This is a genomic window from Pseudomonas lini (assembly GCF_001042905.1).
Taxonomy (GTDB): domain Bacteria; phylum Pseudomonadota; class Gammaproteobacteria; order Pseudomonadales; family Pseudomonadaceae; genus Aquipseudomonas; species Aquipseudomonas lini.
This window is the reverse complement of record NZ_JYLB01000003.1, coordinates 754,899-781,588: the sequence shown is the minus strand read 5'-3', so window position 1 is coordinate 781,588 and position 26,690 is coordinate 754,899. Positions and strand designations below refer to the sequence as shown.

Annotated in this window: 20 protein-coding genes; 15 read left to right on the top strand and 5 right to left on the bottom strand. The window is 58.3% G+C overall.

Going from position 1 to position 26,690, the window contains the following annotated elements:
• The first annotated feature begins 80 nt into the window (after window positions 1-80).
• The 3 genes from TU81_RS12155 (at window position 81) to TU81_RS12145 (ending at window position 3,051) form a co-directional block, all read left to right on the top strand.
• On the top strand, window positions 81-1,859 hold the full coding sequence (locus TU81_RS12155; protein WP_048395365.1) for an ABC transporter transmembrane domain-containing protein: 1,779 nt from the start codon (window positions 81-83) through the stop codon (window positions 1,857-1,859).
• 263 nt (window positions 1,860-2,122) lie between these two features.
• Window positions 2,123-2,623, top strand: coding sequence for a type VI secretion system amidase effector protein Tae4 (locus tag TU81_RS12150; RefSeq protein WP_038979968.1), 501 nt, complete (start codon window positions 2,123-2,125; stop codon window positions 2,621-2,623).
• 29 nt (window positions 2,624-2,652) lie between these two features.
• Window positions 2,653-3,051: a type VI secretion system amidase immunity protein Tai4 gene (locus TU81_RS12145; RefSeq protein ID WP_048395363.1), complete on the top strand. Its 399-nt coding sequence runs from the start codon at window positions 2,653-2,655 to the stop codon at window positions 3,049-3,051.
• Window positions 3,052-3,276: 225 nt separating this feature from the next.
• On the opposite strand, the gene TU81_RS12140 is transcribed toward TU81_RS12145, so the two are convergent.
• A complete protein-coding gene (locus tag TU81_RS12140) occupies window positions 3,277-5,205 on the bottom strand; it encodes a transglycosylase SLT domain-containing protein (RefSeq protein WP_048395270.1) in 1,929 nt (642 codons plus the stop codon).
• 213 nt (window positions 5,206-5,418) lie between these two features.
• On the opposite strand from TU81_RS12140, the gene TU81_RS12135 reads away from it, so the two are divergent.
• Window positions 5,419-7,338 carry an ATP-binding cassette domain-containing protein gene (locus TU81_RS12135; protein WP_048395268.1) on the top strand — a complete coding sequence of 640 codons (1,920 nt, stop codon included), beginning with the start codon at window positions 5,419-5,421 and terminating at the stop codon, window positions 7,336-7,338.
• A gap of 73 nt (window positions 7,339-7,411) precedes the next feature.
• Here the strand turns inward: TU81_RS12135 and TU81_RS12130 are convergent, their stop codons facing one another.
• The gene (locus tag TU81_RS12130; protein WP_030128421.1) at window positions 7,412-7,849 is read right to left on the bottom strand and encodes a universal stress protein; all 438 of its coding nucleotides are present in this window, start codon (window positions 7,847-7,849) and stop codon (window positions 7,412-7,414) included.
• Between the two features lie 104 nt (window positions 7,850-7,953).
• Here TU81_RS12130 and TU81_RS12125 point away from each other — a divergent pair, with 104 nt between their 5' ends.
• The 7 genes from TU81_RS12125 to TU81_RS12095 all read left to right on the top strand — a co-directional run bounded on the left by TU81_RS12125 (window position 7,954) and on the right by TU81_RS12095 (window position 16,475).
• Window positions 7,954-8,391, top strand: a complete 438-nt coding sequence (locus tag TU81_RS12125; RefSeq protein WP_038979971.1) for a hypothetical protein — start codon at window positions 7,954-7,956, stop codon at window positions 8,389-8,391.
• Window positions 8,392-9,006: 615 nt separating this feature from the next.
• Window positions 9,007-11,154, top strand: a complete 2,148-nt coding sequence (gene fadB, locus TU81_RS12120) for a fatty acid oxidation complex subunit alpha FadB (protein WP_048395266.1) — start codon at window positions 9,007-9,009, stop codon at window positions 11,152-11,154.
• 30 nt (window positions 11,155-11,184) lie between these two features.
• A complete protein-coding gene (gene fadA, locus TU81_RS12115) occupies window positions 11,185-12,360 on the top strand; it encodes an acetyl-CoA C-acyltransferase FadA (protein ID WP_008007076.1) in 1,176 nt (391 codons plus the stop codon).
• A 98-nt stretch (window positions 12,361-12,458) separates the two neighbouring features.
• The gene (locus tag TU81_RS12110) at window positions 12,459-12,695 is read left to right on the top strand and encodes a DUF1653 domain-containing protein (RefSeq protein WP_008007078.1); all 237 of its coding nucleotides are present in this window, start codon (window positions 12,459-12,461) and stop codon (window positions 12,693-12,695) included.
• 114 nt (window positions 12,696-12,809) lie between these two features.
• Window positions 12,810-15,437: a type I DNA topoisomerase gene (gene topA, locus TU81_RS12105; protein WP_038979973.1), complete on the top strand. Its 2,628-nt coding sequence runs from the start codon at window positions 12,810-12,812 to the stop codon at window positions 15,435-15,437.
• A 138-nt stretch (window positions 15,438-15,575) separates the two neighbouring features.
• Window positions 15,576-16,100: a DUF6586 family protein gene (locus tag TU81_RS12100; protein ID WP_038979974.1), complete on the top strand. Its 525-nt coding sequence runs from the start codon at window positions 15,576-15,578 to the stop codon at window positions 16,098-16,100.
• Between the two features lie 141 nt (window positions 16,101-16,241).
• Window positions 16,242-16,475, top strand: coding sequence for a hypothetical protein (locus TU81_RS12095; protein ID WP_007907774.1), 234 nt, complete (start codon window positions 16,242-16,244; stop codon window positions 16,473-16,475).
• Window positions 16,476-16,568: 93 nt separating this feature from the next.
• Here the strand turns inward: TU81_RS12095 and sulA are convergent, their stop codons facing one another.
• Window positions 16,569-17,042: an SOS-induced cell division inhibitor SulA gene (gene sulA, locus TU81_RS12090; RefSeq protein WP_008073066.1), complete on the bottom strand. Its 474-nt coding sequence runs from the start codon at window positions 17,040-17,042 to the stop codon at window positions 16,569-16,571.
• A 10-nt stretch (window positions 17,043-17,052) separates the two neighbouring features.
• A complete protein-coding gene (gene lexA, locus TU81_RS12085; protein WP_007907770.1) occupies window positions 17,053-17,661 on the bottom strand; it encodes a transcriptional repressor LexA in 609 nt (202 codons plus the stop codon).
• Window positions 17,662-17,890: 229 nt separating this feature from the next.
• On the opposite strand from lexA, the gene TU81_RS12080 reads away from it, so the two are divergent.
• The 4 genes from TU81_RS12080 to TU81_RS12065 all read left to right on the top strand — a co-directional run bounded on the left by TU81_RS12080 (window position 17,891) and on the right by TU81_RS12065 (window position 23,867).
• Window positions 17,891-18,598, top strand: coding sequence for a TetR/AcrR family transcriptional regulator (locus TU81_RS12080; RefSeq protein WP_007907768.1), 708 nt, complete (start codon window positions 17,891-17,893; stop codon window positions 18,596-18,598).
• A 158-nt stretch (window positions 18,599-18,756) separates the two neighbouring features.
• Entirely contained in the window at window positions 18,757-19,767 is a 1,011-nt protein-coding gene (gene nagZ / locus TU81_RS12075) for a beta-N-acetylhexosaminidase (protein WP_038979976.1), read from the top strand.
• Window positions 19,768-19,779: 12 nt separating this feature from the next.
• Window positions 19,780-20,517: an S-methyl-5'-thioinosine phosphorylase gene (locus tag TU81_RS12070; protein ID WP_038979977.1), complete on the top strand. Its 738-nt coding sequence runs from the start codon at window positions 19,780-19,782 to the stop codon at window positions 20,515-20,517.
• Between the two features lie 44 nt (window positions 20,518-20,561).
• On the top strand, window positions 20,562-23,867 hold the full coding sequence (locus tag TU81_RS12065; RefSeq protein ID WP_050682463.1) for a DEAD/DEAH box helicase: 3,306 nt from the start codon (window positions 20,562-20,564) through the stop codon (window positions 23,865-23,867).
• 118 nt (window positions 23,868-23,985) lie between these two features.
• On the opposite strand, the gene TU81_RS12060 is transcribed toward TU81_RS12065, so the two are convergent.
• Window positions 23,986-26,679, bottom strand: coding sequence for a DEAD/DEAH box helicase (locus TU81_RS12060; protein ID WP_048395263.1), 2,694 nt, complete (start codon window positions 26,677-26,679; stop codon window positions 23,986-23,988).
• Window positions 26,680-26,690 lie beyond the last annotated feature (11 nt).

Genomic DNA, 26,690 nt, shown 5'->3' with positions numbered 1-26,690 from the left:
TGATTTACAGCGTTCAATCCCATTGACCGGTGTAGGCTTGGTCGAGTTAAAACCATTGGTTGCGCCATCGGATGATCTTCATGCTCTCTTCCCGTCACCGCCGCGCCATTCGTCTGGCCAGCCGTTTCCTCGCGCCTTATCGCTGGCCGGCCTTGGGTGCCTTGCTGGCGTTGATCGTCACTGCCGGTATCACCTTGTCCATGGGGCAGGGGATTCGCCTGCTGGTGGATCAGGGTTTCATGACCCAGTCGCCGCATTTGCTCAACCGATCCATCGGTGTGTTCATGCTGCTGGTGGTCGGTCTGGCAATTGGCACCTTTGCACGGTTTTATCTGGTGTCGTGGATCGGCGAGCGTGTTGTCGCCGACATCCGCCGTCGGGTGTTCAACCATCTGGTCTACCTGCATCCGGGGTTCTATGAAGACAACCGCAGCTCCGAGATTCAGTCACGGCTGACCGCCGACACCACGCTGTTGCAATCGGTAATCGGCTCTTCGCTGTCGCTGTTCCTGCGTAATGGGCTGATGGTGATCGGCGGGATTGTCTTGCTGTTTATCACTAACCCCAAACTCACCAGCATCGTGGTGGTCGCGTTGCCGCTGGTGGTCGCGCCGATCCTGATTTTTGGTCGCCGGGTGCGCACCCTGTCGCGTTTGAGCCAGGACCGGATTGCCGATATCGGCAGCTATGTCTCCGAAACCCTGAGTCAAATCAAAACCGTGCAGGCCTACAACCATCAGGTTCAGGACGAGCAGCGTTTTGCCACGACCGTCGAAGAGGCTTTCAACACCGCCCGTAAGCGCATTTTCCAGCGGGCCTGGTTGATTACCCTGGTGATCCTGCTGGTGTTGGGCGCCGTCGGGGTGATGCTCTGGGTCGGCGGCATGGATGTCATCGCCGGGAGGATTTCCGCGGGTGAGCTGGCAGCGTTCGTTTTTTACAGCCTGATCGTCGGCGGTGCCTTTGGCACGTTGAGTGAGGTGATCGGCGAACTGCAGCGTGCAGCAGGGGCGGCGGAGCGGATTGCCGAGTTATTGCGTTCGGAAAACATCATCCAGCCACCGACCCAGGACCTGGTGACGTTGCCTGAGCGGGTGAAGGGCGATCTGGTGCTGCAAGATGTGCGTTTTTCCTACCCGTCGCGTCCGCAAAGCTATGCAGTCGATGGTCTGAATCTGACGATCAACGCCGGCGAAACGCTTGCATTGGTAGGGCCGTCCGGTGCCGGCAAGTCGACGGTGTATGACCTGCTATTGCGCTTTTACGACCCCATCGAAGGACACATCCTGCTGGACGGCGTGCCGCTGACTCAACTCGATCCTCTGGACCTGCGTCGCTGTTTCGCCCTCGTCTCGCAGACCCCGGCGCTGTTCTACGGCAGCATCGAAGAGAACATTCGCTACGGTCACCCGACGGCAACTTTGGCCCAAGTCCAGGAAGCCGCGAAAATCGCCTATGCCCACGACTTCATCGAGCAAATGCCCAACGGCTACCAGACTCACCTCGGTGACGCTGGTCTCGGTTTATCCGGCGGGCAACGCCAGCGCCTAGCCATCGCCCGTGCGCTGCTGGTGGACGCGCCGATCCTGCTGCTGGACGAAGCCACCAGCGCCCTCGATGCCCAGAGCGAACACCTGATCCAGCAAGCCCTGCCCAGCCTGATGAAAAACCGCACCACACTGGTCATCGCCCACCGACTGGCCACGGTGAAGAATGCTGACCGGATCGCGGTGATGGACCAAGGGAAACTGGTGGCGGTGGGGACGCATCAGGAGTTGATTGCGAGTAATGCGCTGTATGCACGGCTGGCAGCGTTGCAGTTCAATGACGGCAAGGCCGAAACCGATCTGCGAGTGTAGGCTCTGCTGGCGCCCCGGTACAGCGCTAGTCTTTCCAGTTGCGCGAACCAGCCCTCCACAGCGTTCAACCAGGAAAAAAAACCACCTTTTGATGCACTTTTCTGACTGAAAGCGGGTCAATAGGGCAGTCATTTGGCTCCTTCCGTCATCAGTACGATGACCTAGGCTTTATCCGTGCCCCTGCGCCGGACTGCTGGGGCCTTAGCAATCATGAGCAGGGCCTCACGACGATTTTGCTGAATATTCAAAACAAGGACGTACCGATGAAAAGAATTCCTTTCATTGCTGCCTGGACGGCTTCGCAGCAAATTTATGATCCCTCCAACTCGGGAGTCAAGGTCGCCGAAGTCATTGGGGGATATGTTGAAAAGAATATCAACAACCCTGACCCGACACAGCGCTGGAGCAACACCTGCGCGGTACGGATGAGCTATATCCTGAACCAGGCAGGCCTGAAAATTCCAAGTGTGCCGGGGCAAACCGTGTCCGGTGCCGACAAGTCCCAGTACTTCTTCCGCGTCAAAAACCTTATTGCCTTTCTGGAGCAACGCTGGGGCAAAGCTGAAGTCGTGCAGTATCCACCCTCGGGTGGCGGAACCCTGAGAGGCAAGAAGGGGGTGATCCTGTTTGAAGTGCAGGGTTGGTGGGATGCCCAGGGGCATGCCACGCTGTTCAACGGCAGTACTTGCTACGACCACTGCTATTTCAACGAACCCGGCGTGAACTATCGCACCGACCGTGCGAACTTCTGGAGCTTGCTGTGAAGAAGGTTCTATTGGGCATCCTGCCACTCATGTTGCTGGCCTCTGCTGGTTATGCGAAAGACACTGGGGGTGTATCCCCGGAGGCCAGTGCACGTACCTACGGGCAGAATTACAAAGACATGGTGCTCGCGACCTGCATTGCGAACGCCTACAAGGAGGACAAGTCAGCAGCCATTGACGCAGGAAGCAGCGTCAGCGCATTGCGCGACTGGACCGAATACGACCTGGAAAAGGCCCCCGACGCGATCAAGACCCAGGTGGATCGTTACTTGGCACGTGACTATCACAACCCGCTGGTCGAGTCGGAAGTCCAGGGCGTGCGTTTCGATTTGCTGAAATGCCTGGACCTGTATCACAGCAACGAGTTGGATGCACAGGTCAAGCGTCTGGTTATCCACCCCAATCGGATTTACAGGCAGGACAAGTGAAACGTTAATCCTGGCGCCGGGCATCTGGGGTAGCGCCTACACTCTCACGGCCATCTCCACCCGCTCGGCTGCAAATTGGGGTGGCGGCTGTGTGCAGGTGTAGGAGCTGCCGCAGGCTGCGATCTTTTGATCTTGGTTTTTAGCTGAGCCGAAAAAGATCAAAAGATCAAAAGATCGCAGCCTGCGGCAGCTCCTACACAGCTCCTACATATCCGGCATTGCCGGTCATTGATCGTCGAAATACCGCTCATGCCAATCCACCAGCGGCTGCGGTGAGTTGAGTTTCTGTCCGTAGATCACCGAGTACGACAGCACGTTCTGCACGTACTGGCGGGTTTCGTCGAACGGGATGCTTTCCACCCACACATCGAAGCTCAGGTGATCGGCGCCGCGCAGCCATTGACGGACGCGGCCGGGGCCGGCGTTGTAGGCGGCAGAGGCGAGGACGCGGTTGCCGTTGAACTGGCTGTGGACCTGGCTCAGGTAAGCGGCACCGAGCTGAATGTTCTTGTCCGGATCGAACACTTGCTGCGGCGAAGCGAGGGGAATGCTGAACTTGCGCGCGGTTTCCTTGGCGGTACCGGGCATCAGTTGCATCAAGCCGCTGGCACCGACGCCGGAGCGTGCATCGGCCATGAAGGCGCTTTCCTGACGAGTGATGGCGAATACCCAACTCGAGTGCAGGCCACGGACCTTGGCTTCACGGACCAGGGTTTCGCGGTGGGCCATCGGGAAGCGAATATCCAGGTCGTCCCAGTACTTCGCCTGACTGATGGTGCGGATCGCCGGGAAATACCATTTCAGGTCGTAAGCCAGTTTCGCCTGGGCGACCATTTCGTCACGGCTGAAGTGCCGGCTGACGTGGTACCACTCGCGACGACCGTCGACGATCTGCCCGCGTGCATGGAATTCCAGGGCGCGTCGTATGCCGGGGGTATTACGCACCTTGTTGATCAGCGCTTGACTGAGCACCAGCGGTTTGTTGTTCAGCGAATAGGGGGATTGCGAGCGATCGGCCGCCAGGAAACCGTAGAAGTCGCGCTCGCGAGCCAGGCCCTTGTAAAGCGTCTGTGCTTCCGGATTCTGCGGCTGCGCCAGCTCCAGGCTACGAGCCTGCCAGTAACGCCAGCGGTTGGTGGTGGCCAGATCCTGAGGCAGGCGGCGGGTCAGCTGATAGGCATCGTCCCAACGGGCCAGGCGCAACAGCAGGCGCAAACGCCATTCGGAAACGGTGTTGTCCCGCAGTTCCGGGTCGTATTTGGTCATTACGTCCAGCGCGCGACTGTCGAAACGACGCGCGAGGGTCAGCCCGATTTCCCGGGCAATCGCGACTTTTTCGTCGCGGGAGAAGTGCATGCTGCTGGCGTAACCGTCGAGCAGGGCCATGGCCTTGTCCGGATCCTGACGGGCCAGACGGCGCAGGCCGAGACTGACGATGTCGGACATCGGTTCATCGGCCGGGATGAAGCGCGACGGCTGATTGAGCAGCTCGGGTTTTTGCGCCACCTCCACCAGCAGGCGACCGCGCGGTGCGAGTGTAGTCAGGCCATTGATCAGGCTGTTGACCAGCGGATAGTTGCGTGCCTGGGCGGCGAGCTTGGTGCGTTCCCAGCGCTTCTGTTCAGTCAGTTGACCCTCGGCGGCCCACATGCCGAACACACCATCGCAAGCGTCGGGTTGGGTTTTGCCGGTCAGCCAGAGTTTATCGGCGTTGGCGTAGCCTTCAGCCTTGCGGTTATGGCTGATCTGATACTGCGCGTTCAGGCAGTCCAGCTCGGTGAAGTTGAGTTTGGGGTCATAATATTTGACGAAGGTCGCCCAATCGCCGCGTTCGGCCAGCCAACGCAGCCAGCGCAACTTCATCCAGTTGGCTTGGGGCAGGTCACCGTGTTCGGCGAGGAATTTCTCTATTTCGGCGTTGCTCGCGGTTTTCAGGCGTGCGGTCAGTTCGTCATAAGCCAGATAGGGCTCCAGCGGATAATCGCTCAGAGCCTGGCTGTAACGGAAATAAGGGCCGGAATCGCCTTTGGCCAAGGCACGCTTGGCTTCATCGTAGTACTGGCGTTGGGTGGACAGGTCCACCGCCTGGGCGGATTGAGCGACAGCGGCTGTAAGAAGCAAACATGAAAAAAGATTGAAAAGGCGACTGCGCATGAGACGTCCGGGCAGAGAAATCATGACAAGTGCCGGCAAGCGCGGCACTGAATTATCCGTAGCTTAGCCTTTTGCCAGCAGCGGGTGAAAGCTTTGCCGAGCTGCCGGCACAAGTTCGCAACAATTGTTGTGCAGAGTGCTTCGACATTGAAATTGCCGGCCTTCTGAAGCCTCAAGTCAGGTAGAATGCGCGCCCGGTTTTTGGAGAAGCTCATGACCCTGCTCAAATTCAGCGATGTGTCCCTTGCTTTCGGCGCTATGCCGTTGTTGGACAAGGTGTCCTGGCAGATCGCCCGTGGTGAGCGGGTGTGCATCATCGGCCGCAATGGCACTGGCAAGTCCAGCATGATGAAGCTCGTCAAAGGCGACCAGAAGCCTGATGAGGGCTCTGTTTGGCGCGCACCTGGTCTAAAGATTGGCGAATTGCCGCAAGAATTGCCGGTAGCCGACGAGCGGACCGTGTTCGACGTGGTTGCCGAAGGTCTGGACGGTGTCGGCGAGCTGCTCGCGCAGTATCACCACCTGAGCCAGAACATCGTCACCGACGCCGATCTGGACAAACTGATGCACGTCCAGCACGACCTCGAAGCCCGCGACGGCTGGCGTTTGCAGCAACTGGTCGACAGCACCTTGAGCCGCTTGCAACTGCCGGCGGACAAGACCCTCGCCGAATTGTCCGGCGGCTGGCGTCGCCGCGTCCTGCTGGCTCAGGCCCTGGTTTCCGAACCGGATCTGCTGCTGCTCGACGAACCGACCAACCACTTGGACATCGGCGCCATTGCCTGGCTCGAAGAAGCGCTGAAGGATTTCCAGGGCGCCGTGCTGTTCATCACGCACGACCGTTCATTCTTGCAGAACCTCGCGACCCGCATCCTGGAACTGGATCGCGGTGGCCTGATCGACTGGAACGGCGACTACGCGAGTTTCCTCGTGCACAAAGAGGCGACTCTGGCTGCTGAAGAAACCGCCAACGCGCTGTTCGACAAGAAACTGGCCCAGGAAGAAGTCTGGATCCGTCAGGGCATCAAGGCTCGCCGCACCCGTAACGAAGGCCGTGTTCGCGCATTGAAAGCATTGCGCGTTGAGCGTAGCGAGCGTCGTGAGCGCACCGGCAAGGCCAACATTCAGCTGGACACTGCCGACAAGTCCGGCAAGCAGGTGATGGTCCTCGAGAACGTAAGCTTCGCTCACCCGGGTGGCCCGTTCCTGATCAAGGATTTCTCGATGGTCCTGACGCGCGGCGACCGTATCGGTTTGCTTGGCGCCAACGGTACCGGCAAGACCACGCTGCTGAAACTGATGCTCAGCGGTCTGCAACCGACCAGCGGCACAGTGGAAGAGGGGACGCGCATCGACGTGGCCTACTTCGACCAGTTGCGCCATCAACTGGACCTGGAAAAGACCGTGATCGACAACGTGGCCGAAGGTCGCGATTTCATTGATATCGATGGTCAGAGCCGCCACGTGCTGAGCTACCTCGGCGACTTCCTGTTCAGCCCGCAGCGTGCCCGCACGCCGGTCAAGGCGCTGTCCGGTGGTGAGCGTGCCCGTCTGTTGCTGGCCAAACTGTTCAGCAAACCGGCGAACCTGCTGGTACTCGATGAACCGACCAACGACCTGGACGTGGAAACCCTCGAGTTGCTGGAAGAGGTCTTGCTGACCTTCAACGGCACCGTGCTGATGGTCAGCCACGACCGGGCATTCCTCGACAACGTGGTCACCAGCACCCTGGTCTTCGAAGGCGAAGGCAAGGTTCGCGAATACGTCGGTGGTTATCAGGACTGGCTGCGTCAGGGCGGCTCGCCGCGCCTGTTGGGCGTGACCGAGAGCAAGTCCGGCAAGGCCGACCTGAACTCGGCTGTCGTCACTGCTGAACCCGTGCCAGTCGCTGCGGCAGTAGAGGCGCCGGTGACAAAGAAGAAGCTCAGCTACAAGTTGCAGCGTGAGCTGGAAATGTTGCCAGGTCAGATCGAAGCCATGGAGCAGCAGATCGTGGTGGTTGAAGCGCAGATGGCGGATGCCGGCTTCTATCAGCGTCCTGCTGCCGAGACGGCTGCGGTGATCGCTCAGTTGGAGCAGTTGCAGGCTGAACTCGACGTGATGGTCGAGCGCTGGGCCGAGCTGGATGCCTGATTGATCCGGCGATAAAAAAGCCCGACTTCGGTAACTCGAGTGTCGGGCTTTTTTCCTACAGGGTTTTGTGTTGTCAGCTTTTGATCAGGCGCACCGCCAGCACATCGCAAGGCGCGCCGTGCAGTACGTCATTGGCGGTGGAGCCGAGCAGCAATGCCAGGCCATGTCGGCCATGACTGCCCACCACGATCAGGTCGCACGTTTGCTCCTTGGCGAGGTGGTGAATCTCCTGACGCGGCTGGCCGTAGGTCAAGTGACTGTATTCCTTGGAGAGTTCCGGGTATTTCACGATCAATCGCTCAAGGCGCTCTTTGGCTTGATCGAATTGTTGCTGTTGCAACTGGGAAAGGTCCATCGGCACGTCGCCGCCAAAGGCCATGGCCATCGGTTCGACGATATGCACCAGGGATAGCTTCGCGCCATTGCTCACCGAGAGTTCGCGAGCTCGGTGGATTACAGGATCGCACTCTTCGGTTAGATCTACAGCGACCAGAATATGGTGGTAGGGCATGAGGTGCTCCTCCTGAGGATTGCAATATTGGTAAGTATGGCTGGTTTCAAGCGCATTGGTTTCAAAGTGACTCAATGGGCTCATCAAGAATCGGGAGTACACATATGACGGTCTGGATAGTGGTGTCAATCCTGCTGGTGGTCTTGAGTCCGCTGGCCTGGTTGCGACCCTCCCGTGCTCAGAGCGGGCGCATAGCCCTGCGCATGGAGGCGCGGCGCATTGGCCTGGCCATGCAGCTGGCGCCCCAGGAATGGCCACATTGGCTGAGCCAGGAGCCGCCAAGCCCTTGCGCCCAGTATCATCGGCCGCGCCGTGGCACGCGACCGGCGTGCTGGAGTTACTGGCAGAAGGCACCGGGTGTGTGGGTCAATCAGTGGCAGGAGGTCTGTGAGGATGGAATACTGCTGAATCATTTCGAAAAATTGCCTGCCAACGTCTACAAGGTTGAGGCAGACAAGCAAATGATTGCTCTGTATTGGGGCGAGAAGGGCGAATCGAATGTTTTGCAGGACATTGATGCGCTGCTGAAAGCGCTGGCCTGAAACCTGATCCCCCGTAGGAGCTGCCGCAGGCTGCGATCTTTTGATTTTGTTTTTAAGCGCAACATCAAAAGATCGCAGCCTGCGGCAGCTCCTACGCATTGGCGCGTCGTCGCCTGACAGACAGGCAATAAAAAGCCCGACATCATCATCGGGCTGAGGTTGGCCAGGCAGGCCGGTAATTCTTTGTGCGCTGATCTTACGCTGGGCATTCGTCAAAGCGTTCAAATTTTTTCTTCAGGGTCCCGCCAGCGTAGCTTGTTAAACACAGGCTGCCGCTAATTAGGGCGACTTTTCTAACTATTGATTCTATGAATGGCCTCACATGCATCAGCGTGTTGCAGGGCTTCGTGGTACGGAAGTGACCGGAAAGTCGCGTTTCAACCAGTATTTTGGGCGATTGACAATTGCCGGAAATTCCGTGAAGGTGACATACCCAAATCAAACGGGCGTATGAATTGAGCGTTTGTATTACAGAGCGCTCCTACAGAATCCCGACTATCGCGTTGGCGGGTGTGCCGGGTGAATTGGCGTAGCATCGACGATAAACGTCCTTGCCGAGCCAGTCGCCTGCGTCCGACGTGTACTGTTCAGCTTCCATATCGTGGAGATCAGTTGATGATTTACGAAGGTAAAGCCATCACGGTTAAGGCTCTTGAAAGTGGCATCGTCGAATTGAAATTCGACCTCAAGGGTGAGTCCGTCAACAAGTTCAACCGTCTTACCCTGAACGAACTGCGTCAGGCTGTAGACACCATCAAGGCAGATGCTTCGATCAAGGGTGTGATCGTCAGCAGTGGCAAGGACGTATTCATCGTCGGCGCCGACATCACCGAATTCGTCGACAACTTCAAGCTGCCGGATGCAGAGCTTGTCGCTGGTAACCTCGAAGCCAACAAGATTTTCAGCGATTTCGAAGACCTCAACGTCCCGACTGTCGCCGCGATCAATGGCATCGCACTGGGTGGCGGTCTGGAAATGTGCCTGGCGGCAGATTTCCGCGTCATGGCCAATACCGCCAAAATCGGTCTGCCGGAAGTCAAGCTGGGCATCTACCCGGGCTTCGGCGGTACTGTGCGTTTGCCGCGCATCATCGGTGCCGACAACGCCATCGAGTGGATTGCTGCCGGTAAGGAAAACCGCGCTGAAGACGCGCTGAAAGTCGGTGCCGTCGACGCCGTGGTCGCTCCAGAGAAATTGCAGGAAGCGGCTCTGAACCTGGTCAAAGGCGCCATCTCCGGCGAGTTTGACTACAAGGCCAAGCGTCAGCCGAAGCTCGAAAAGCTCAAGCTCAACGCCATCGAACAAATGATGTCGTTCGAAACCGCCAAAGGTTTCGTGGCCGGTCAAGCGGGCCCGAACTACCCTGCACCGGTTGAAGCGATCAAGACTATCCAGAAAGCCGCGAACTTCGGTCGCGACAAGGCGCTGGAAGTCGAAGCCACCGGTTTCGTCAAACTGGCCAAGACCTCTGCCGCGCAGAGCTTGATCGGTCTGTTCCTGAACGATCAGGAGCTGAAGAAAAAGGCCAAGGCCTACGACGAAATCGCCAGAGACGTGAAGCAGGCCGCCGTATTGGGCGCTGGCATTATGGGTGGCGGTATCGCTTATCAGTCGGCCTCCAAAGGTACGCCGATCCTGATGAAAGACATCAACGAGCACGGCATCGAGCAAGGTCTGGCCGAAGCCGCCAAGCTGCTGGTGGGCCGCGTTGATAAAGGTCGCATGACTCCGGCGAAAATGGCTGAAGTGCTCAATGGCATTCGTCCAACCCTGTCCTACGGTGATTTCGGCCACGTCGACCTGGTTGTCGAAGCCGTTGTCGAGAACCCGAAGGTCAAGCAAGCCGTTCTGGCCGAAGTTGAAGGCAAGGTCAAAGAGGACACCATCCTCGCGTCCAACACCTCGACCATTTCCATCACCTTGCTGGCCAAAGCCCTCAAGCGTCCGGAAAACTTCGTCGGCATGCACTTCTTCAACCCGGTGCACATGATGCCGCTGGTTGAAGTGATCCGTGGCGAGAAGTCCAGCGAAGTGGCCGTTGCCACCACCGTTGCCTACGCCAAGAAAATGGGCAAGAACCCGATCGTCGTCAACGACTGCCCGGGCTTCCTGGTCAACCGCGTGCTGTTCCCGTACTTCGGCGGTTTCGCCAAACTGGTCAGCGCCGGCGTGGACTTCGTCCGCATCGACAAGGTCATGGAAAAATTCGGCTGGCCGATGGGCCCGGCGTACCTGATGGACGTGGTCGGCATCGACACCGGTCACCACGGTCGCGATGTAATGGCTGAAGGCTTCCCTGATCGCATGAAGGACGATCGCCGTTCGGCCGTTGACGTGCTCTACGAAGCCAAGCGCCTGGGCCAGAAGAATGGCAAGGGCTTCTACGCCTACGAGACCGACAAGCGCGGCAAGCAGAAGAAAGTCGCCGATCCTTCGGTACTGGAAGTGCTCAAGCCGATCGTTTTCCAACAGCTCGAAGTCACTGACGAAGACATCATCAACTGGATGATGATCCCGCTGTGCCTGGAAACCGTGCGTTGCCTGGAAGACGGCATCGTCGAAACTGCCGCCGAAGCCGACATGGGCCTGGTCTACGGTATTGGTTTCCCTCCATTCCGTGGCGGTGCGCTGCGCTACATCGACTCGATCGGTGTTGCAGAGTTCGTTGCCCTGGCTGACCAGTACGCTGATTTGGGCGCGCTGTACCACCCGACCGCAAAGCTGCGTGAAATGGCCAAAAACGGCCAGAGCTTCTTCGGTTAAGCGCCCACACTAGAGCGAGAGTGAAAGTATATGAGCTTGAATCCTAGAGACGTCGTGATTGTCGACTTCGGTCGTACGCCGATGGGCCGCTCCAAGGGCGGCATGCACCGCAACACCCGCGCTGAAGACATGTCGGCGCACCTGATCAGCAAATTGCTGGAACGCAACGTCAAGGTTGATCCGAGCGAAGTCGAAGACGTGATCTGGGGCTGTGTGAACCAGACCCTGGAGCAGGGCTGGAACATCGCCCGCATGGCGTCCCTGATGACGCAGATCCCGCACACCGCGGCCGGCCAGACCGTCAGCCGTCTGTGTGGCTCGTCAATGAGTGCTCTGCACACCGCTGCGCAAGCGATCATGACCGGTAACGGTGACGTATTCGTGGTTGGTGGCGTCGAGCATATGGGTCACGTGAGCATGATGCACGGTGTCGATCCGAACCCGCACATGTCCCTGTACGCGGCGAAAGCTTCGGGCATGATGGGCCTGACCGCGGAAATGCTCGGCAAAATGCACGGCATTACTCGCGAACAACAGGACGCTTTTGGCGTGCGCTCCCACCAGCTCGCCCACAAGGCGACTCTGGAAGGCAAGTTCAAAGACGAAATCATCCCGATGCAGGGCTACGACGAGAACGGTTTCCTGAAACTGTTCGACTACGACGAAACCATTCGTCCGGAAACCACCCTGGAAAGCCTGGCGGCCCTGAAGCCAGCGTTTAACCCGAAGGGCGGCACCGTGACAGCCGGTACTTCGTCGCAGATCACCGACGGTGCTTCGTGCATGATCGTGATGTCGGCGCAGCGTGCCCAGGATCTGGGCATCCAGCCGATGGCGGTGATTCGTTCGATGGCAGTGGCAGGTGTGGACCCGGCGATCATGGGCTATGGTCCAGTACCGGCAACACAAAAAGCACTGAAGCGCGCGGGCCTTGGCATCAACGATATCGACTTCTTCGAGCTCAACGAAGCTTTCGCCGCACAGGCGCTGCCAGTGCTGAAAGATTTGAAAGTGCTCGACAAGATGAACGAGAAGGTTAACCTGCACGGCGGCGCGATCGCCCTGGGTCATCCGTTCGGTTGCTCCGGTGCCCGTATCTCTGGCACTTTGCTGAACGTGATGAAGCAGAATGGCGGCACCTTTGGGGTGGCTACCATGTGCATTGGTCTCGGCCAAGGCATCTCCACCGTCTTCGAACGCGTTTAAGCGTTTCGCTGATGGAAGCCGGGGCCAAGTGCCCCGGTTTTTGTTTTTGCGGATTTATTTTGTTTTTATTTTGAAAAAATTTCAGTGAGGGCCAAAGCATGCCGATACAACCTGGGCTCTACGAACATTACAAAGGTCCGCAGTACCGCGTATTCGCTGTTGCGCGGCATTCGGAAACCGAAGAGGAAGTAGTCTTTTACCAAGCCCTGTATGGCGATTACGGCTTTTGGGTGCGCCCCTTGAGCATGTTCCTGGAGTCGGTCGAGGTTGACGGTGAACAGGTGCCACGCTTTGCTTTGGTGCAAGCCGAACCGAGCGTTTTTCCGCAGTCATAAGGGGAGTGCGCGCAGAACCCTGCGCTTGACCTCACCTTGTAGCCACTATATATAGCGGTGCCGCGTCAGGCGCCAACCGCCTTTCACTTCTAGAATTCAGGAATTTTCTGATCCATGGGCAAATCGCTGGTCATTGTGGAATCCCCGGCTAAGGCCAAGACCATCAACAAGTATCTGGGTAACCAATACGTGGTGAAGTCGAGTATCGGCCATATCCGAGACCTGCCCACCAGCGGTTCGGCTAGCGCCAGCAAAGAGCCTGCCGCCAAGCGCGGCAAGGCCGCCGCAGGTGAAGGTCCGGTGCTCACGCCGAAAGAGAAAGCGCGCAAGCAGCTGGTCTCGCGCATGGGTGTCGATCCCGATCATGGCTGGAAAGCCAAGTACGAGATCCTCCCGGGCAAGGAAAAGGTCATCGAAGAGCTGCGCCGGCTCGCCAAAGATGCTGACACCATCTATCTCGCAACCGACTTGGATCGCGAGGGGGAAGCCATTGCCTGGCACCTGCGCGAAGCCATCGGTGGTGACGACAGCCGCTACAAGCGTGTGGTGTTCAACGAAATCACCAAGAAAGCGATCCAGGAAGCCTTCTCCAAACCGGGCGAGCTGGACATCGATCGAGTAAACGCCCAGCAGGCGCGTCGCTTCCTCGATCGCGTAGTGGGTTACATGGTTTCGCCGCTGCTATGGGCCAAGGTCGCCCGTGGCCTGTCCGCCGGTCGCGTGCAATCGGTTGCCGTGAAGCTGGTGGTCGAGCGTGAGCGTGAAATCCGCGCGTTCAACCCGGAAGAGTACTGGGAAGTCCACGCCGATCTCGGTACCGCCAAGGGCGCGACCGTGCGCTTTGACGTAGCCCGCGAGAAAGGCGAAGCCTTCAAGCCGCTGAACGAAGCCCAGGCCATGGCCGCGCTGGAAAAGCTCAAGGCTTCCAGCTACAGCATCGTCAAGCGCGAAGACAAACCGACCAGCAGCAAGCCGTCGGCACCGTTCATCACTTCCACCCTGCAACAGGCCGCGAGTAACCGCCTGGGCTTCGGTGTGAAGAAAACCATGATGATGGCCCAACGTTTGTACGAAGCCGGCTACATCACTTATATGCGTACCGACTCCACCAACCTCTCGGCCGATGCCGTGACGATGGCGCGTACCTATATTGAAGGCGAGTTCGGCAAGAAGTACCTGCCGGAAAACCCGAACGTCTACAGCAGCAAGGAAGGCGCACAAGAGGCTCACGAAGCGATTCGTCCGTCCGACGCCAATACCGAGCCAAGCAAGCTGTCGGGCATGGAGCGTGATGCCGAGCGGCTCTACGAGCTGATCTGGCGCCAGTTCCTGGCCTGCCAGATGCTGCCGGCGCAATACCTGTCGACCACGGTCACCGTCGGTGCCGGCGACTTCGAGCTGCGTGCCAAGGGCCGCATCCTGAAGTTCGACGGCTACACCCGCGTCATGCCGCAAATTGCCAAGCCTGGCGATGACGACGTGCTGCCGGATATGGCTCAGGGCGACGCGATGAAGCTGATCAAGCTTGATCCGACCCAGCACTTCACCAAGCCGCCAGCGCGTTACTCGGAAGCGAGCCTGGTTAAAGAAATGGAAAAACGCGGCATCGGTCGTCCTTCGACTTACGCGGCGATCATCTCTACCATCCAGGACCGCGGCTACGTGGCGCTGCACAACCGTCGTTTCTATTCGGAAAAGATGGGCGACATCGTCACCGAGCGTCTGGCCGAGAGCTTCTCCAATCTCATGGACTACGGCTTCACCGCCGGCATGGAAGAGAACCTCGATGACGTGGCTCAGGGCGAACGCGACTGGAAAAACGTGCTCGACGAGTTCTATGGCGACTTCAAGAAAAAACTCGAAGTGGCTGAAAGCGCCGAAGGCGGCATGCGCGCCAACCAGCCGGTAATGACTGACATTCCGTGCGTGTTGTGCGGTCGTCCAATGCAGATTCGTACGGCCTCGACGGGCGTATTCCTCGGTTGCTCGGGCTATAGCCTGCCGCCGAAAGAGCGCTGCAAAGCCACCGTCAACCTGGTGCCAGGCGATGAAATCGCCGCGGACGACGAGGGTGAATCCGAGTCGCTGGTCCTTCGTGGCAAGCATCGCTGCCCGATCTGCAGCACCGCGATGGACGCTTACCTGCTCGATGAGAAGCGCAAGCTGCACATCTGCGGTAACAACCCGGATTGCTCTGGCTACGAAATCGAAGAAGGCACCTATCGCATCAAAGGCTACGAAGGTCCGAGCCTGGAATGCGACAAGTGCGGTAGCGAGATGCAGCTCAAGACCGGTCGTTTCGGCAAGTTCTTCGGTTGCACCAACGCCACCTGCAAGAACACCCGCAAGCTGCTGAAAAGCGGTGACGCGGCGCCGCCGAAGATGGACCCGGTGAAGATGCCTGAGCTCAAATGCGAAAAGGTTAACGACACCTACATCCTGCGCGACGGTGCTTCCGGTCTGTTCCTGGCGGCCAGTCAGTTTCCGAAAAACCGCGAGACTCGTGCTCCATTGGTCATGGAGATCGTGCCGCACAAGGATGAGATCGATCCGAAGTACCACTTCCTCTGCGAAGCGCCGAAGAAAGACCCGGATGGCCTCCCTTCGGTAATTCGTTACAGCCGCAAGACCAAAGAGCAGTACGTGCAGACAGAGGTCGACGGTAAGCCGACTGGCTGGAAGGCGTATTACGACGGCGGCAAGTGGACGGTTGAAGACAAGCGTCCATCAGCCAAGGCTTAAAAGGCTGTACACAAAAGGCCGCATGACAACCCTCGGGTTTTCATGCGGCCTTTTGTTTTGGGCTTGCGGGAAGCTCGGGTGATCCACGACACTGTCTGACCTGCGTGAAGCAATTATTTCGTTGTGGAGGCTGCCGTCATGGCCCACGAACTCTATACCCGTACCAATCAGAAGATTTATTTCGCCGGCCTGTCGCTGGAAGCGCTCGCCAAAGCCGAAGAGGGGCGGGCGATGAACTCCCTGGCGCTGATTCAGGCCGGGCGCGAATCGGCGTTGTTTCACCTGTACGGTGCGCTGTTGGGGCTGTGCCATGAAATCGCCGGTTTCTATCGCCTGCCTCAGGCCAATGCGCCGCGGGCAGAGATGCTGTTGACCCGCGAAGTGCTCGAAACCATCGCTATTCCGGAAATGGCCGAGATGGTCGAACTGGCGCAAAACCCTGAAACCTGGCTAGCCAAGCTGCTGTCGGCACATGCCGCACTGTTTCAGCCGCCTCGCGCTCCGCACAAGCCCAAGGGCGATGTGACGCAGCCGCTTATTCTGGCCGTTAATCTGGATGAAGAAGAGGCGCCGGAAGAGCTGAGTCGGGAAGAGCTGGAGAGCTGGCGTCAGAACCTTAAAGGCCTGGCGATTCGGTTTCGCGAAGGGTTGAACGAGTGCTGAAAGATTGAGTGTTTAGGGGCGGGTCCGCTCAAGGAAGAGCGATGTCAGAAATTTCTCTTCGTGATGGCATTTGGTCAAGATCCCGAGCGAAGCTTGGCTGATGCCTATATAATCCCCGCCTTTCGTGGAGAACAGACCTTTATGCCAACGTCCTTTCTAGAAATTGTCGAGTTACCAGACGGCCGAATCGAGCTGCGCAGGGCCGAGGACGAGGGTTCTCTGGTTACTTTGGATTTCTCCGAGGATGCCAAGGTTTTCCTGCAAGGCCAGCATGTGGAAGTCGCCAAGGCGATGTTGAGCGTCGGTGTTCAGATGGCAGGACGCCTGGTTGAAGGTGAATTTGATAAGGAAGAGGGGCCGCGGGTTCTTCATTGATCCCGCCCGTCGGATTCTTCGGATACCTCTACAGATTGGCTTCTCTATCCCTGGAGAAGCCCCGCGCTGTTCAGCGCGCACAGTGTTTGTCAGTTAACCCAGTCGAATATTCAGACTTTGCGCATCCCCGATACGGGCGGCGCTGATCAGCTGTTGCCGCGACGTTGTGCTCAGCGGGTTAAGCCAGCTGACGACCGTATGGCTGCGGCCAAGTCGCAAGGCTTCGCAGGTCAACTGCTGAGCGCTCTGCGTGCCGCGCGGTTGCAGGAGCAGAATGCGCTCACGGTTCAGACCGGCGTCCCGTAACCAGGCTTGTGTCAGGCTGGCGGGCGGTGCGATCAGTGTCAGCCAGCGTGCATCCTGATCCTGACTCAGTTCCCTGAGAATCGGTGCCAGAAGGTTCAGGCAGTTCCCGGCCGCGCCGCGCAGTGATAGCTCGCTGAAGACTTCAGGCTCGGCGCTCCAGGGCGATTCGACCACATCTTTCAGGATCGGCGCCAATGGCTGTGCCATGAACGCCTCGAACAACGGCAGTTGGGCTTGCTGTGAGGTATGTGGGAACTGCATAAAGCCTCCTTTAGCGGCGAATCACGCCGACACTCAAGCCTTCGATAACCAGTTCCTGATCTTTCAGGTTGACTTCGATAGGGGCGAATTCAGGGTTTTCGGCAATCAACCAAACTTTGCTACCGTCGCGCTTGAAGCGCTTGACGGTCACTTCGTCGCCGATCCGCGCCACCACGATTTGGCCGTTACGGGCTTCGCGGGTGGTATGGACGGCCAGCAGGTCACCGTCGAAAATGCCGACGTCCTTCATGCTCATGCCATGGACCCGCAGCAGATAGTCGGCGCGAGGATGGAAGAAGGAAGGGTTGATGTTGCAGGATTCCTCGATGTGCTGCTGGGCGAGGATCGGTGCACCGGCAGCCACCCGGCCAATGATCGGCAAGCTGGACTCGTCGGCCTTGGCTTCGAAGCCAGGGATGCGGATGCCGCGGGAGGCGCCCGGGGTCATCTCGATCGCCCCCTTGCGAGCCAGTGCCTTGAGGTGTTCTTCCGCCGCATTGGGCGACTTGAAACCCAGTTCCTGAGCGATTTCCGCGCGGGTTGGCGGGTAGCCGTTGTCTTCGAGGCAACGTTTGATGAAGGCCAGAATCTCTGCTTGGCGTGGCGTCAGCTTTAGCATATTGATCGCTCTGTCTTTTTATACAGTGACTGGGATTATATACAGTGAACGGGTCTTGGCAATGCCCCTTTTTTTGTCGGCCGCTGGACGGTCATTTCGCTCGCTGATTGAAGCGGCACTGTTGTATGGTTAAATACCTGACCGACCATTCCCAAAACGAACCGCCAGACTTGACAAGGCCAAGGCTGAAACGTATGTTTCAAACAAGTGTTTGTCAGGCGGAGTAGCCATGGCCCAGTCGGAAACCGTTGAACGCATTCTCGATGCTGCCGAGCAGTTGTTCGCGGAAAAAGGTTTTGCTGAAACCTCATTGCGTCTGATCACCAGCAAGGCCGGTGTCAATCTGGCGGCGGTGAATTATCACTTCGGGTCGAAGAAGGCGCTGATTCAGGCGGTCTTCTCGCGTTTTCTCGGGCCGTTCTGTCTCAGTCTCGATAAAGAACTGGAGCGCCGTCAGGCCAAGCCTGAGAACAAGCCGACCCTTGAAGAGCTGCTGGAGATCCTCGTCGAGCAAGCTCTGGTGGTGCAGCCACGCAGCGGCAATGATCTGTCCATTTTCATGCGTTTGCTGGGGCTGGCGTTCAGTCAGAGCCAAGGGCACTTGCGTCGTTATCTGGAAGATATGTACGGCAAGGTGTTCCGCCGCTACATGATGCTGGTCAACGAGGCCGCTCCGCGCATTCCCCCGATCGAACTGTTCTGGCGTGTGCATTTCATGCTCGGTGCCGCGGCGTTCAGCATGTCGGGGATCAAGGCCTTGCGTGCGATTGCCGAGACTGATTTCGGCGTCAACACCTCCATCGAACAAGTAATGCGTCTGATGGTGCCATTTCTGGCCGCTGGCATGCGGGCCGAAACCGGCGTCACCGACACTGCCATGGCCACCGCGCAGTTGCGTCCGCGCAGCAAATCGGCCCCGGTCGCCGCCAAGGTTTAACCGCACACGGGTGGGCGCGGCAGCTGACATCCGCTAAGCTAGCCGCCCATGCCGACTCTCGTTCTGAACCCGCTCCTCATTGATATCGCCGACCTGCCGGGCCCAGCCCATGGCGGCGAATTCGTGCGAGCCGGGTTTATCGTAATCAAGGAATCTCTATGACTGCTGGCCTGCAAGGCTCGTTGATGGTGGACGTCGCCGGTACCTGGTTGACGGCTGAAGATCGCCAATTGTTGCGCCAGCCCGAAGTGGGCGGCCTGATCATTTTTGCCCGCAACATCGAGCATCCGCGTCAAGTGCGCGAATTGAGCGCTTCGATCCGTGCCATTCGTCCCGATCTTCTGCTGGCGGTGGATCAAGAGGGCGGTCGGGTTCAGCGGCTGCGTCAGGGCTTCGTTCGACTGCCAGCGATGCGTGCCATCGCCGATAACCCGAATGCCGAAGACTTGGCCGAGCAGTGTGGCTGGATCATGGCGACCGAAGTGCTCGCGGTCGGTCTCGACTTGAGCTTCGCTCCGGTGCTGGACCTGGATTACCAGCGCAGCGCAGTGGTCGGCACCCGTTCGTTCGAAGGTGATCCCGAGCGCGCCGCCTTGCTCGCCGGTGCATTCATCCGCGGCATGAACAGTGCCGGAATGGCCGCCACCGGTAAGCATTTCCCGGGTCATGGCTGGGCTGAAGCTGACTCCCATGTCGCGATTCCCAACGACGAGCGCAGCCTCGACGAAATCCGCGCCAACGACCTGGTGCCGTTCGCGCGATTGAGCAAACAACTGGCCGCCGTCATGCCGGCCCATGTGATTTATCCACAGGTCGATTCCCAACCTGCAGGTTTCTCCCGTCGCTGGTTGCAGGACATCCTGCGCGGCGAGCTGCAGTTCGACGGTGTGATCTTCAGCGACGACCTGTCGATGGCCGGCGCCCACGTGGTCGGCGATGCCGCCAGTCGCATCGAAGCAGCATTGACCGCCGGTTGTGACATGGGCCTGGTGTGCAACGATCGCGCGGCTGCCGAGCTGGCCTTGAGCGCCGCCCAGCGTTTGAAGGTCAAACCTTCGGCGCGTATTGCGCGGATGCGCGGGCAGGCGTACGCCAGCACCGAATACCGTCAAGACCCACGCTGGCTGGCGGCCGTCGGCGCGCTCAGAGAGGCTCAATTGATCGATTAAGGACTCTTCGTTATGACGGTTTACGCGATTATCGGTGGCACCGGCCTGACTCAACTCGAAGGTCTGAGCATTCGTCAGTCATTGGCGGTGGACACGCCTTACGGCACGCCTTCGGCCGAAGTGCAGATCGGTGAATATGCTGGCAAGGAAGTGCTGTTTCTCGCGCGTCATGGGCACCCACACCGTTTCCCGCCGCATCAGGTGAACTACCGCGCCAACCTGTGGGCCTTGAAGCAGGCGGGTGCCGAAGCGATTCTCGCGGTCAACGCCGTGGGCGGGATTCACACTGCGATGGGCACCGGACATTTCTGCGTGCCACATCAATTGATCGACTACACCAGCGGTCGCGAACACACCTATTTCGCCGATGACCTGGAACAGGTCACGCACATCGACTTCAGCTATCCCTACAGCGAACCCCTGCGTCAGCAATTGATCGCGGCGTTGGCGGCTGAAGGGGTTGGCTACAGCAGCCAAGGCGTGTACGCCTGCACCCAGGGACCACGTCTGGAAACCGTCGCTGAAATTGCTCGGCTGGAACGTGACGGTTGCGACATCGTCGGCATGACCGGCATGCCGGAAGCAGCGTTGGCGCGAGAACTGGAACTGGATTACGCCTGTCTGGCGCTGGTGGTGAACCCGGCGGCGGGCAAGTCGACAGCAGTGATCACCATGGCCGAGATCGAGCAGGCATTGCATGACGGGATGGGCAAGGTGAAGTCGACGTTGGCGCGGGTGTTGAAAGGCTGAGCTTGTCGTCCCAGACTCCAGAAATTTTCAGAAGCGTTGATTTTATGCTGACAATAATTGAACAACTTCATGAGCTGCCGTGGGCGGAGGAGTTCAGTCATCGTGCTCTGGACAAGGCTCGCAAATACGCTGTAGAAAATCGGGTACAGATCCGCGAAATAGAGGACGCTATCGTTCTCGCGACCTGCAAGGGTTCCCAAGGCTATATCTATGAACAAACCATTGAGCTCATCGAAGACTTTAATGGTGAGTTTGAACTGGTTTGCTGTTGTTCATGTCCTGTGGTGGTCAATTGCAAGCACTGCGCAACCGTGCTGTATAACTTGCAAGAGCTTCCCGTGGACTCGTTCAAAAGCACTGCCCCGGTCCAGCTAAATCGCGATTTGGAGCGCTGGCTCAATGATGTTCCTCGCGAGGGAAGTCATTTCGAGGAGGCAGTGCCAGGGGCAAGCACACGACTGGTGTACAAACTCAAACCGGCGTCTACTGCCGGCAAGTGGTCGTTGGAAGTTTTCCGGGCGCGTCAGCTCAAGGATGGCCAGTTACAGGACATCAAGCCAGTGTTTTCGCTGGAAGAGACGCTGATGCGCCAACCTGCCTATCTGACTGAAGTGGATCTGCGACTCATCCGGTTGGTGATTGCCGTTCACTCACATCATGGGTTTTACAGCGACTACCCCTTACAGGGCAGCAGCGGGGCAGAAGTCCTTGAGCTGGCACTAAAGACTTCGCGCCTGTTTCTCGATTTTGAGCAACGGCAACCTTTGGCCGCTGGACTCGAAAAGCCTGCTCAATTTGTCTGGGCCGAGCAGGCCAATGGCAGTTTTCGTCCAAAATGGCGAATCAATGAAGCGCCGCTGGAGACTTTTCTCGCGCTTGAGCCTTTGTATTACGTGGATCGCGAACGTCTGGAAGTCGGGCTGCTGGCGAGCGGGTTTGACCACAAGCTTGCTTGTCACCTGTCGTTGGCCCCAGACATCCCGGCACGTCAGGCCATGCAGTTCAGCCATCGGATGAGTGCTGCGACTCGATTAGCCCCCCCGCCGCATACGTTGACTGAGCGGATCGTCGATGATATTGAGCCTCAGGCCTTCCTGACCCTCGCAACAACCAAGCGTTATACAAACTGGAAACACGAGCCGGAGCACCGCGCAGCGCTGGCGTTCACTTACAACGGCCATATGGCCGCGGACAAAAAATCCACGGAAGTATCGGTGCTCATCGGCACCGAAACACAGCGCATTCAGCGTAAACCGACTGCCGAAAAAGCCCTGCGCCAGGCCTTGCAAAAACAAGGCTTCAAAAAGGCCACCCGTAAAAGTGATGCGTTACCCGACAGCGCAGGCGAAATGTTCGATTTGCCGGATGAATCGGCATGGCTTGCTTTTGTGCAATCCGGAGTGCCAGCGCTCAGAGAGGCCAACTGGCAGATCAGTATCACTGACGGCTTTCATTTTAATTTGCAGCCCGTAGAAGAATGGTATGCCGATATCGAGGAATCGCCGGGCCGCGAATGGTTCGATCTGCAATTGGGGATCGTGGTCAATGGCGAGCGCCATAGCTTGCTACCGATTCTGCTGCATTTGTTACGCAATCAGCCACAGCTGATGAACCCGGCTGAGCTAGTCCGCCGCGACGATAACGATCAGGTATTGATCGATCTCAATAGTGGGCAGTTCGGAGCGAAACCAGGTACGAAAGTCGCCCTGCCTCTCGGGCGGGTCAAGCCATTGATGGCTACGCTGGGTGAGTTGTATTTGAGGGTGAGCAACGGTAATTCGCTTCGGCTGAATACCCCTGATGCGGCGCGGTTGAGTGAGCTGGAAGGGCTGCCACTGGTATGGCAGGGCGGTGAGCGTTTGCGCAGTTTTGCGAAACGCTTGCGTGAATCGACTCATGCACACGTTGCTGCTCCAGAAGACCTCAACGCGGTGCTGCGGCCGTATCAGCTCGAAGGCCTGAACTGGATGCAGACCCTTCGCGAACTGGAAGTTGGCGGTATCCTCGGCGACGACATGGGCTTGGGCAAAACGCTGCAAACCCTGACTCATTTACTGCTGGAGAAACAGGCGGGGCGTCTCGATCGTCCAGCGCTTGCCGTGATGCCTACCAGCCTCATCCCCAACTGGCTCGATGAGGCGGCACGCTTCACCCCGCAACTGAAAGTACTGGCGCTCCATGGCGCCGCTCGGCAAAACGATTTTGCCAGCCTTGCCGACTACGACCTGGTATTGACGACTTACGCGTTGTTGCCGCGCGATCTGGAGGTTTTGCAACCTCAGCTCTGGAGTGTGCTGATTCTCGATGAAGCGCAGAACATCAAGAACCCGGTCAGCAAAGCTGCTCAGGCAGCCCGACAATTAGAGGCTCGGCAGCGTTTGTGCTTGTCTGGCACACCACTGGAAAACCACTTGGGCGAGTTGTGGTCGCTGTTTCACTTTTTGCTCCCCGGTTGGCTCGGCGACAGTAAAACCTTCAATCGCGACTATCGCACCCCGATCGAGAAACACGGTAACAGCGAGCGGATGCAACACCTGACGGCCCGTATAAAACCCTTTCTGCTACGTCGCAAGAAAGAACAGGTCGCTACCGAACTGCCTCCCAAGACCGAGATCGTGCATTGGGTCGACCTTAGCGATGGGCAACGGGATGTGTATGAAACCGTGCGTGTGGCGATGGACAAGAAGGTGCGTGATGAAATTGCCCGCAGCGGCGTCGGGCGCAGTCAGATCATCATCCTCGACGCTTTGCTCAAGTTACGTCAGGTGTGCTGCGATCTGCGATTGATCAAAACGCCTCTGACGGCAAAGGTCCTTCGCTCGGGCAGCGGAAAACTGGTCAGCTTGATGGAGATGCTCGAAGAGTTGCTCAGTGAAGATCGAAAGATTTTGCTGTTCTCGCAGTTCACCTCGATGCTTGCGTTGATTGAGCAGGAACTGCAGCAGCGCGGTATCGACTACTCGTTGTTGACCGGCGACACGACGGATCGGCGCACACCGGTAAAAGATTTTCAGAGTGGCAAGGTGCCGTTGTTCCTGATTAGCCTGAAGGCTGGGGGAACCGGTCTCAACCTGACGGCGGCGGATACGGTGATTCACTTCGATCCTTGGTGGAACCCGGCGGTGGAAAACCAGGCGACCGACCGAGCCTACAGAATTGGTCAAGACAAACCGGTATTCGTCTACAAGATGATTGCCCGCGGTACGGTCGAAGAAAAAATACAAGCGCTTCAACAGGAAAAGGCAGCGTTGACCGGGGCGGTGCTTGAAGGTGGGGCGAGTGGGGGGTGGAAGCTCGAACAGAGTGATATTGAAGCGCTGTTCGCGCCATTGTCTGATCCCAAGTCTTGATAGTTTGCCTCTTCAGTGAGTCCGCAGTGATGCCTTCGCGGGCAAGCCACGCTCCCACAGGTACAGTGATTTCCTGTGGGAGCGTGGCTTGCCCGCGAAGACGATCTACCTATCGCCGCTACCTATCAATTTTTTCCGGCAGTGGCGCAAACAACGCCTCGATATCATCGCTCTGCAATTTCCAGTCCCCGGTCTTGCGCCCATCCAGCACGCCAGCGGCAAGATCGGACTTTTCTTTCTGCAGATGCTGAATCTTCTCTTCCACCGTGCCCCTGGCAATCATCTTGTAGACGAATACCGGCTTCTCCTGACCAATGCGATACGCACGATCAGTCGCCTGATTCTCCGTCGCAGGGTTCCACCAGGGATCGTAGTGAATCACCGTATCCGCTTCGGTCAGGTTCAGTCCTACGCCACCAGCCTTCAGGCTGATCAGAAAGATCTGACGCTTGCCGCTCTGGAACTCCTTCACTGGCGTGCGTCGGTCGCGTGTTTGACCGGTCAGAATCGCATACGCCACGCCACGTTTTTTCAGCTCGTCTTCGATCAACGACAGCATTGAGGTGAACTGAGAGAACAGCAGAATCCGTCGACCTTCTTCGAACAACTCTTCCAGCATTTCCATCAGGCTATCGAGCTTGCCGGAAGTGCTACCGCGCGCGGGCAGGGCGGCATCGTTGACCAGGCGTAAATCGCAGCACACCTGACGCAGCTTCAGCAGGGCCTCGAGAATGATGATCTGGCTGCGCGCCACGCCCTTGCGGGTGATTTCGTCGCGGACTTTTTTGTCCATGGCCAGTCGCATGGTTTCGTATACGTCGCGCTGGGCTTCGTTGAGTTCGACCCAATGGATGATCTCGGTTTTCGGCGGCAGTTCGGTGGCCACCTGTTCCTTGGTCCTGCGCAGGAGGAACGGTTTGATCCGACCGTTGAGGTGTTGAAGTCTTACTTCGCTGGCGCGCTTTTCTATCGGTACGCGGTAATCGCGGTTGAAGCTTTTCACGTCGCCGAGCCAGCCGGGCAGCAGGAAGTGGAACAGCGACCACAGCTCGCCCAGATGGTTTTCCAGTGGCGTGCCGCTCAGGCACAGACGCTGGCGAGCATTCAGCTCACGTGCTGCATGGGCGGCCTTGCTGTTGGGGTTCTTGATGTACTGCGCTTCATCCAGCACCAGTACATGAAGCGGTTGCGCGGCCAGGCGCTCGACGTCTTTGGGCAGCAGCGCATAGGTGGTCAGAATCAGGTCGTAATCGGCCAGGTTGTCGAAATGCTTTTTGCGACTGGCACCGTACAGCGCCAGCACTTTGAGCTGCGGCGTGAAATGCGCCGCTTCGTCGAGCCAGTTGGGGATCAGGCTGGTGGGCATGACCACCATGCACGGTCGATCGAGGCGCCCGGCGTTCTTCTCGCTGAGAATATGCGCCAGGGTCTGTAGGGTTTTGCCCAGCCCCATGTCGTCCGCGAGAATCCCGCCGACTTCCAGTTGCCGCAACGACTGCATCCAGCTCAGGCCTTCCAGCTGATACGGGCGCAAGGTGGCATTCAACCCTTCGGGGGCCACCGCGGTGTGGTCCTTGATGTCGCGCAGCCGCTGGGCAAAGGTGCGGATCTGCTCGCCACCTTCCCAGAGCAACGGCAGGCCTTCCAGCGGATTCAGTCGCGTGGCGTCGGCCTTGCTCAGGCGCAGCGTGGTTTCGCCGGGCTCTTGCAGATAAAACTCGCCGAGGGTCGCCAGCACCGGTTTCAAGCGACCGAAGGGCAGGGCGACCTGCAACGGGCCTTGGTCGGTGCTGCGGCGCTGCGGAATGTTCACCAGAATCAGTTCGTCGTCGCGACGTCGGGCGAGCCGTTCCGGGTTGAGGATCTCGGTGTGAGAGCGCATCAGGTTCAACAGGATCGGCAACAGGCTCAGCCGTTCGCCGTTGACGATGATCCCCAATTCCAGGTCGAACCAGTCGCGCTCGGGTGCCTGCTCGACGGTGGCATACCAGTCATCAACGGCGGTCAGGTCGAAGCCGAAATCCTCGTCGATCTGCAACTCCCACCCTTGGGTGCGCAGCTTCGGCAGCTCGTTGAGGGTGAAGGTCAGCCAGGCGCTGTCGTTGACCATCTCGTAGAGTTCGCCGGCACTTTCCGGCAGGGCCTTGCTTTGTCGGGTGGCGATCTTGAAACCGAGGATTCGCAGCTGTTCCCTGTAGGCTTGTTCGACTTCCGGGTGGCGTTTTATCCGCAGTGTCTGCGTCTCTTGGCGAATCAGGATGTCAGTGTTTTTCTGTCCACTGACGTATTCATCCAGATAGCTGAAGGACAGCGCCGCGCGATGCTGGATGTACCGCTGCATCTTGCCGTTGCGCGGTTCGAAGGCGCTGAACTCGATGCTCGCCAGCCACAGGCGCGGCACCGGTTGCACGTTGTCCACCAACACTTGCGGCGGCGCTTTCGGGCTACGGTTTTCCAGTACGGCCTGAAGTTTTTCCAGCAGTTCAGCGTCTTTGGCAGCGGCCGGATACGCGAGGGTTTCCTGCACTTGCAGCAACACTGCCGCGCAATGTTTGCAGTTGGTATGAACCGGGCAGGTGCACGTGGCGTCGATCATCAGCAAGGTGCCTTTGGCCGACTCGCGCAGGCGAATGGTCTGACGGTAAACGTTACCGCCAGAGCCTTCGCAACTGGCGGTGATGGTGGCATCGCCGACTTCGACGATCCTGACGCGGTTCTCCAGAGCGTAGCGACGGCCACGCTCCAGGCTCTGTTCCTTGAATCGGCTGACCCAGGATGTTGCCAGGGGTTTGCTCAGGGTCGCGGAGGACATAAGGGCTTCAA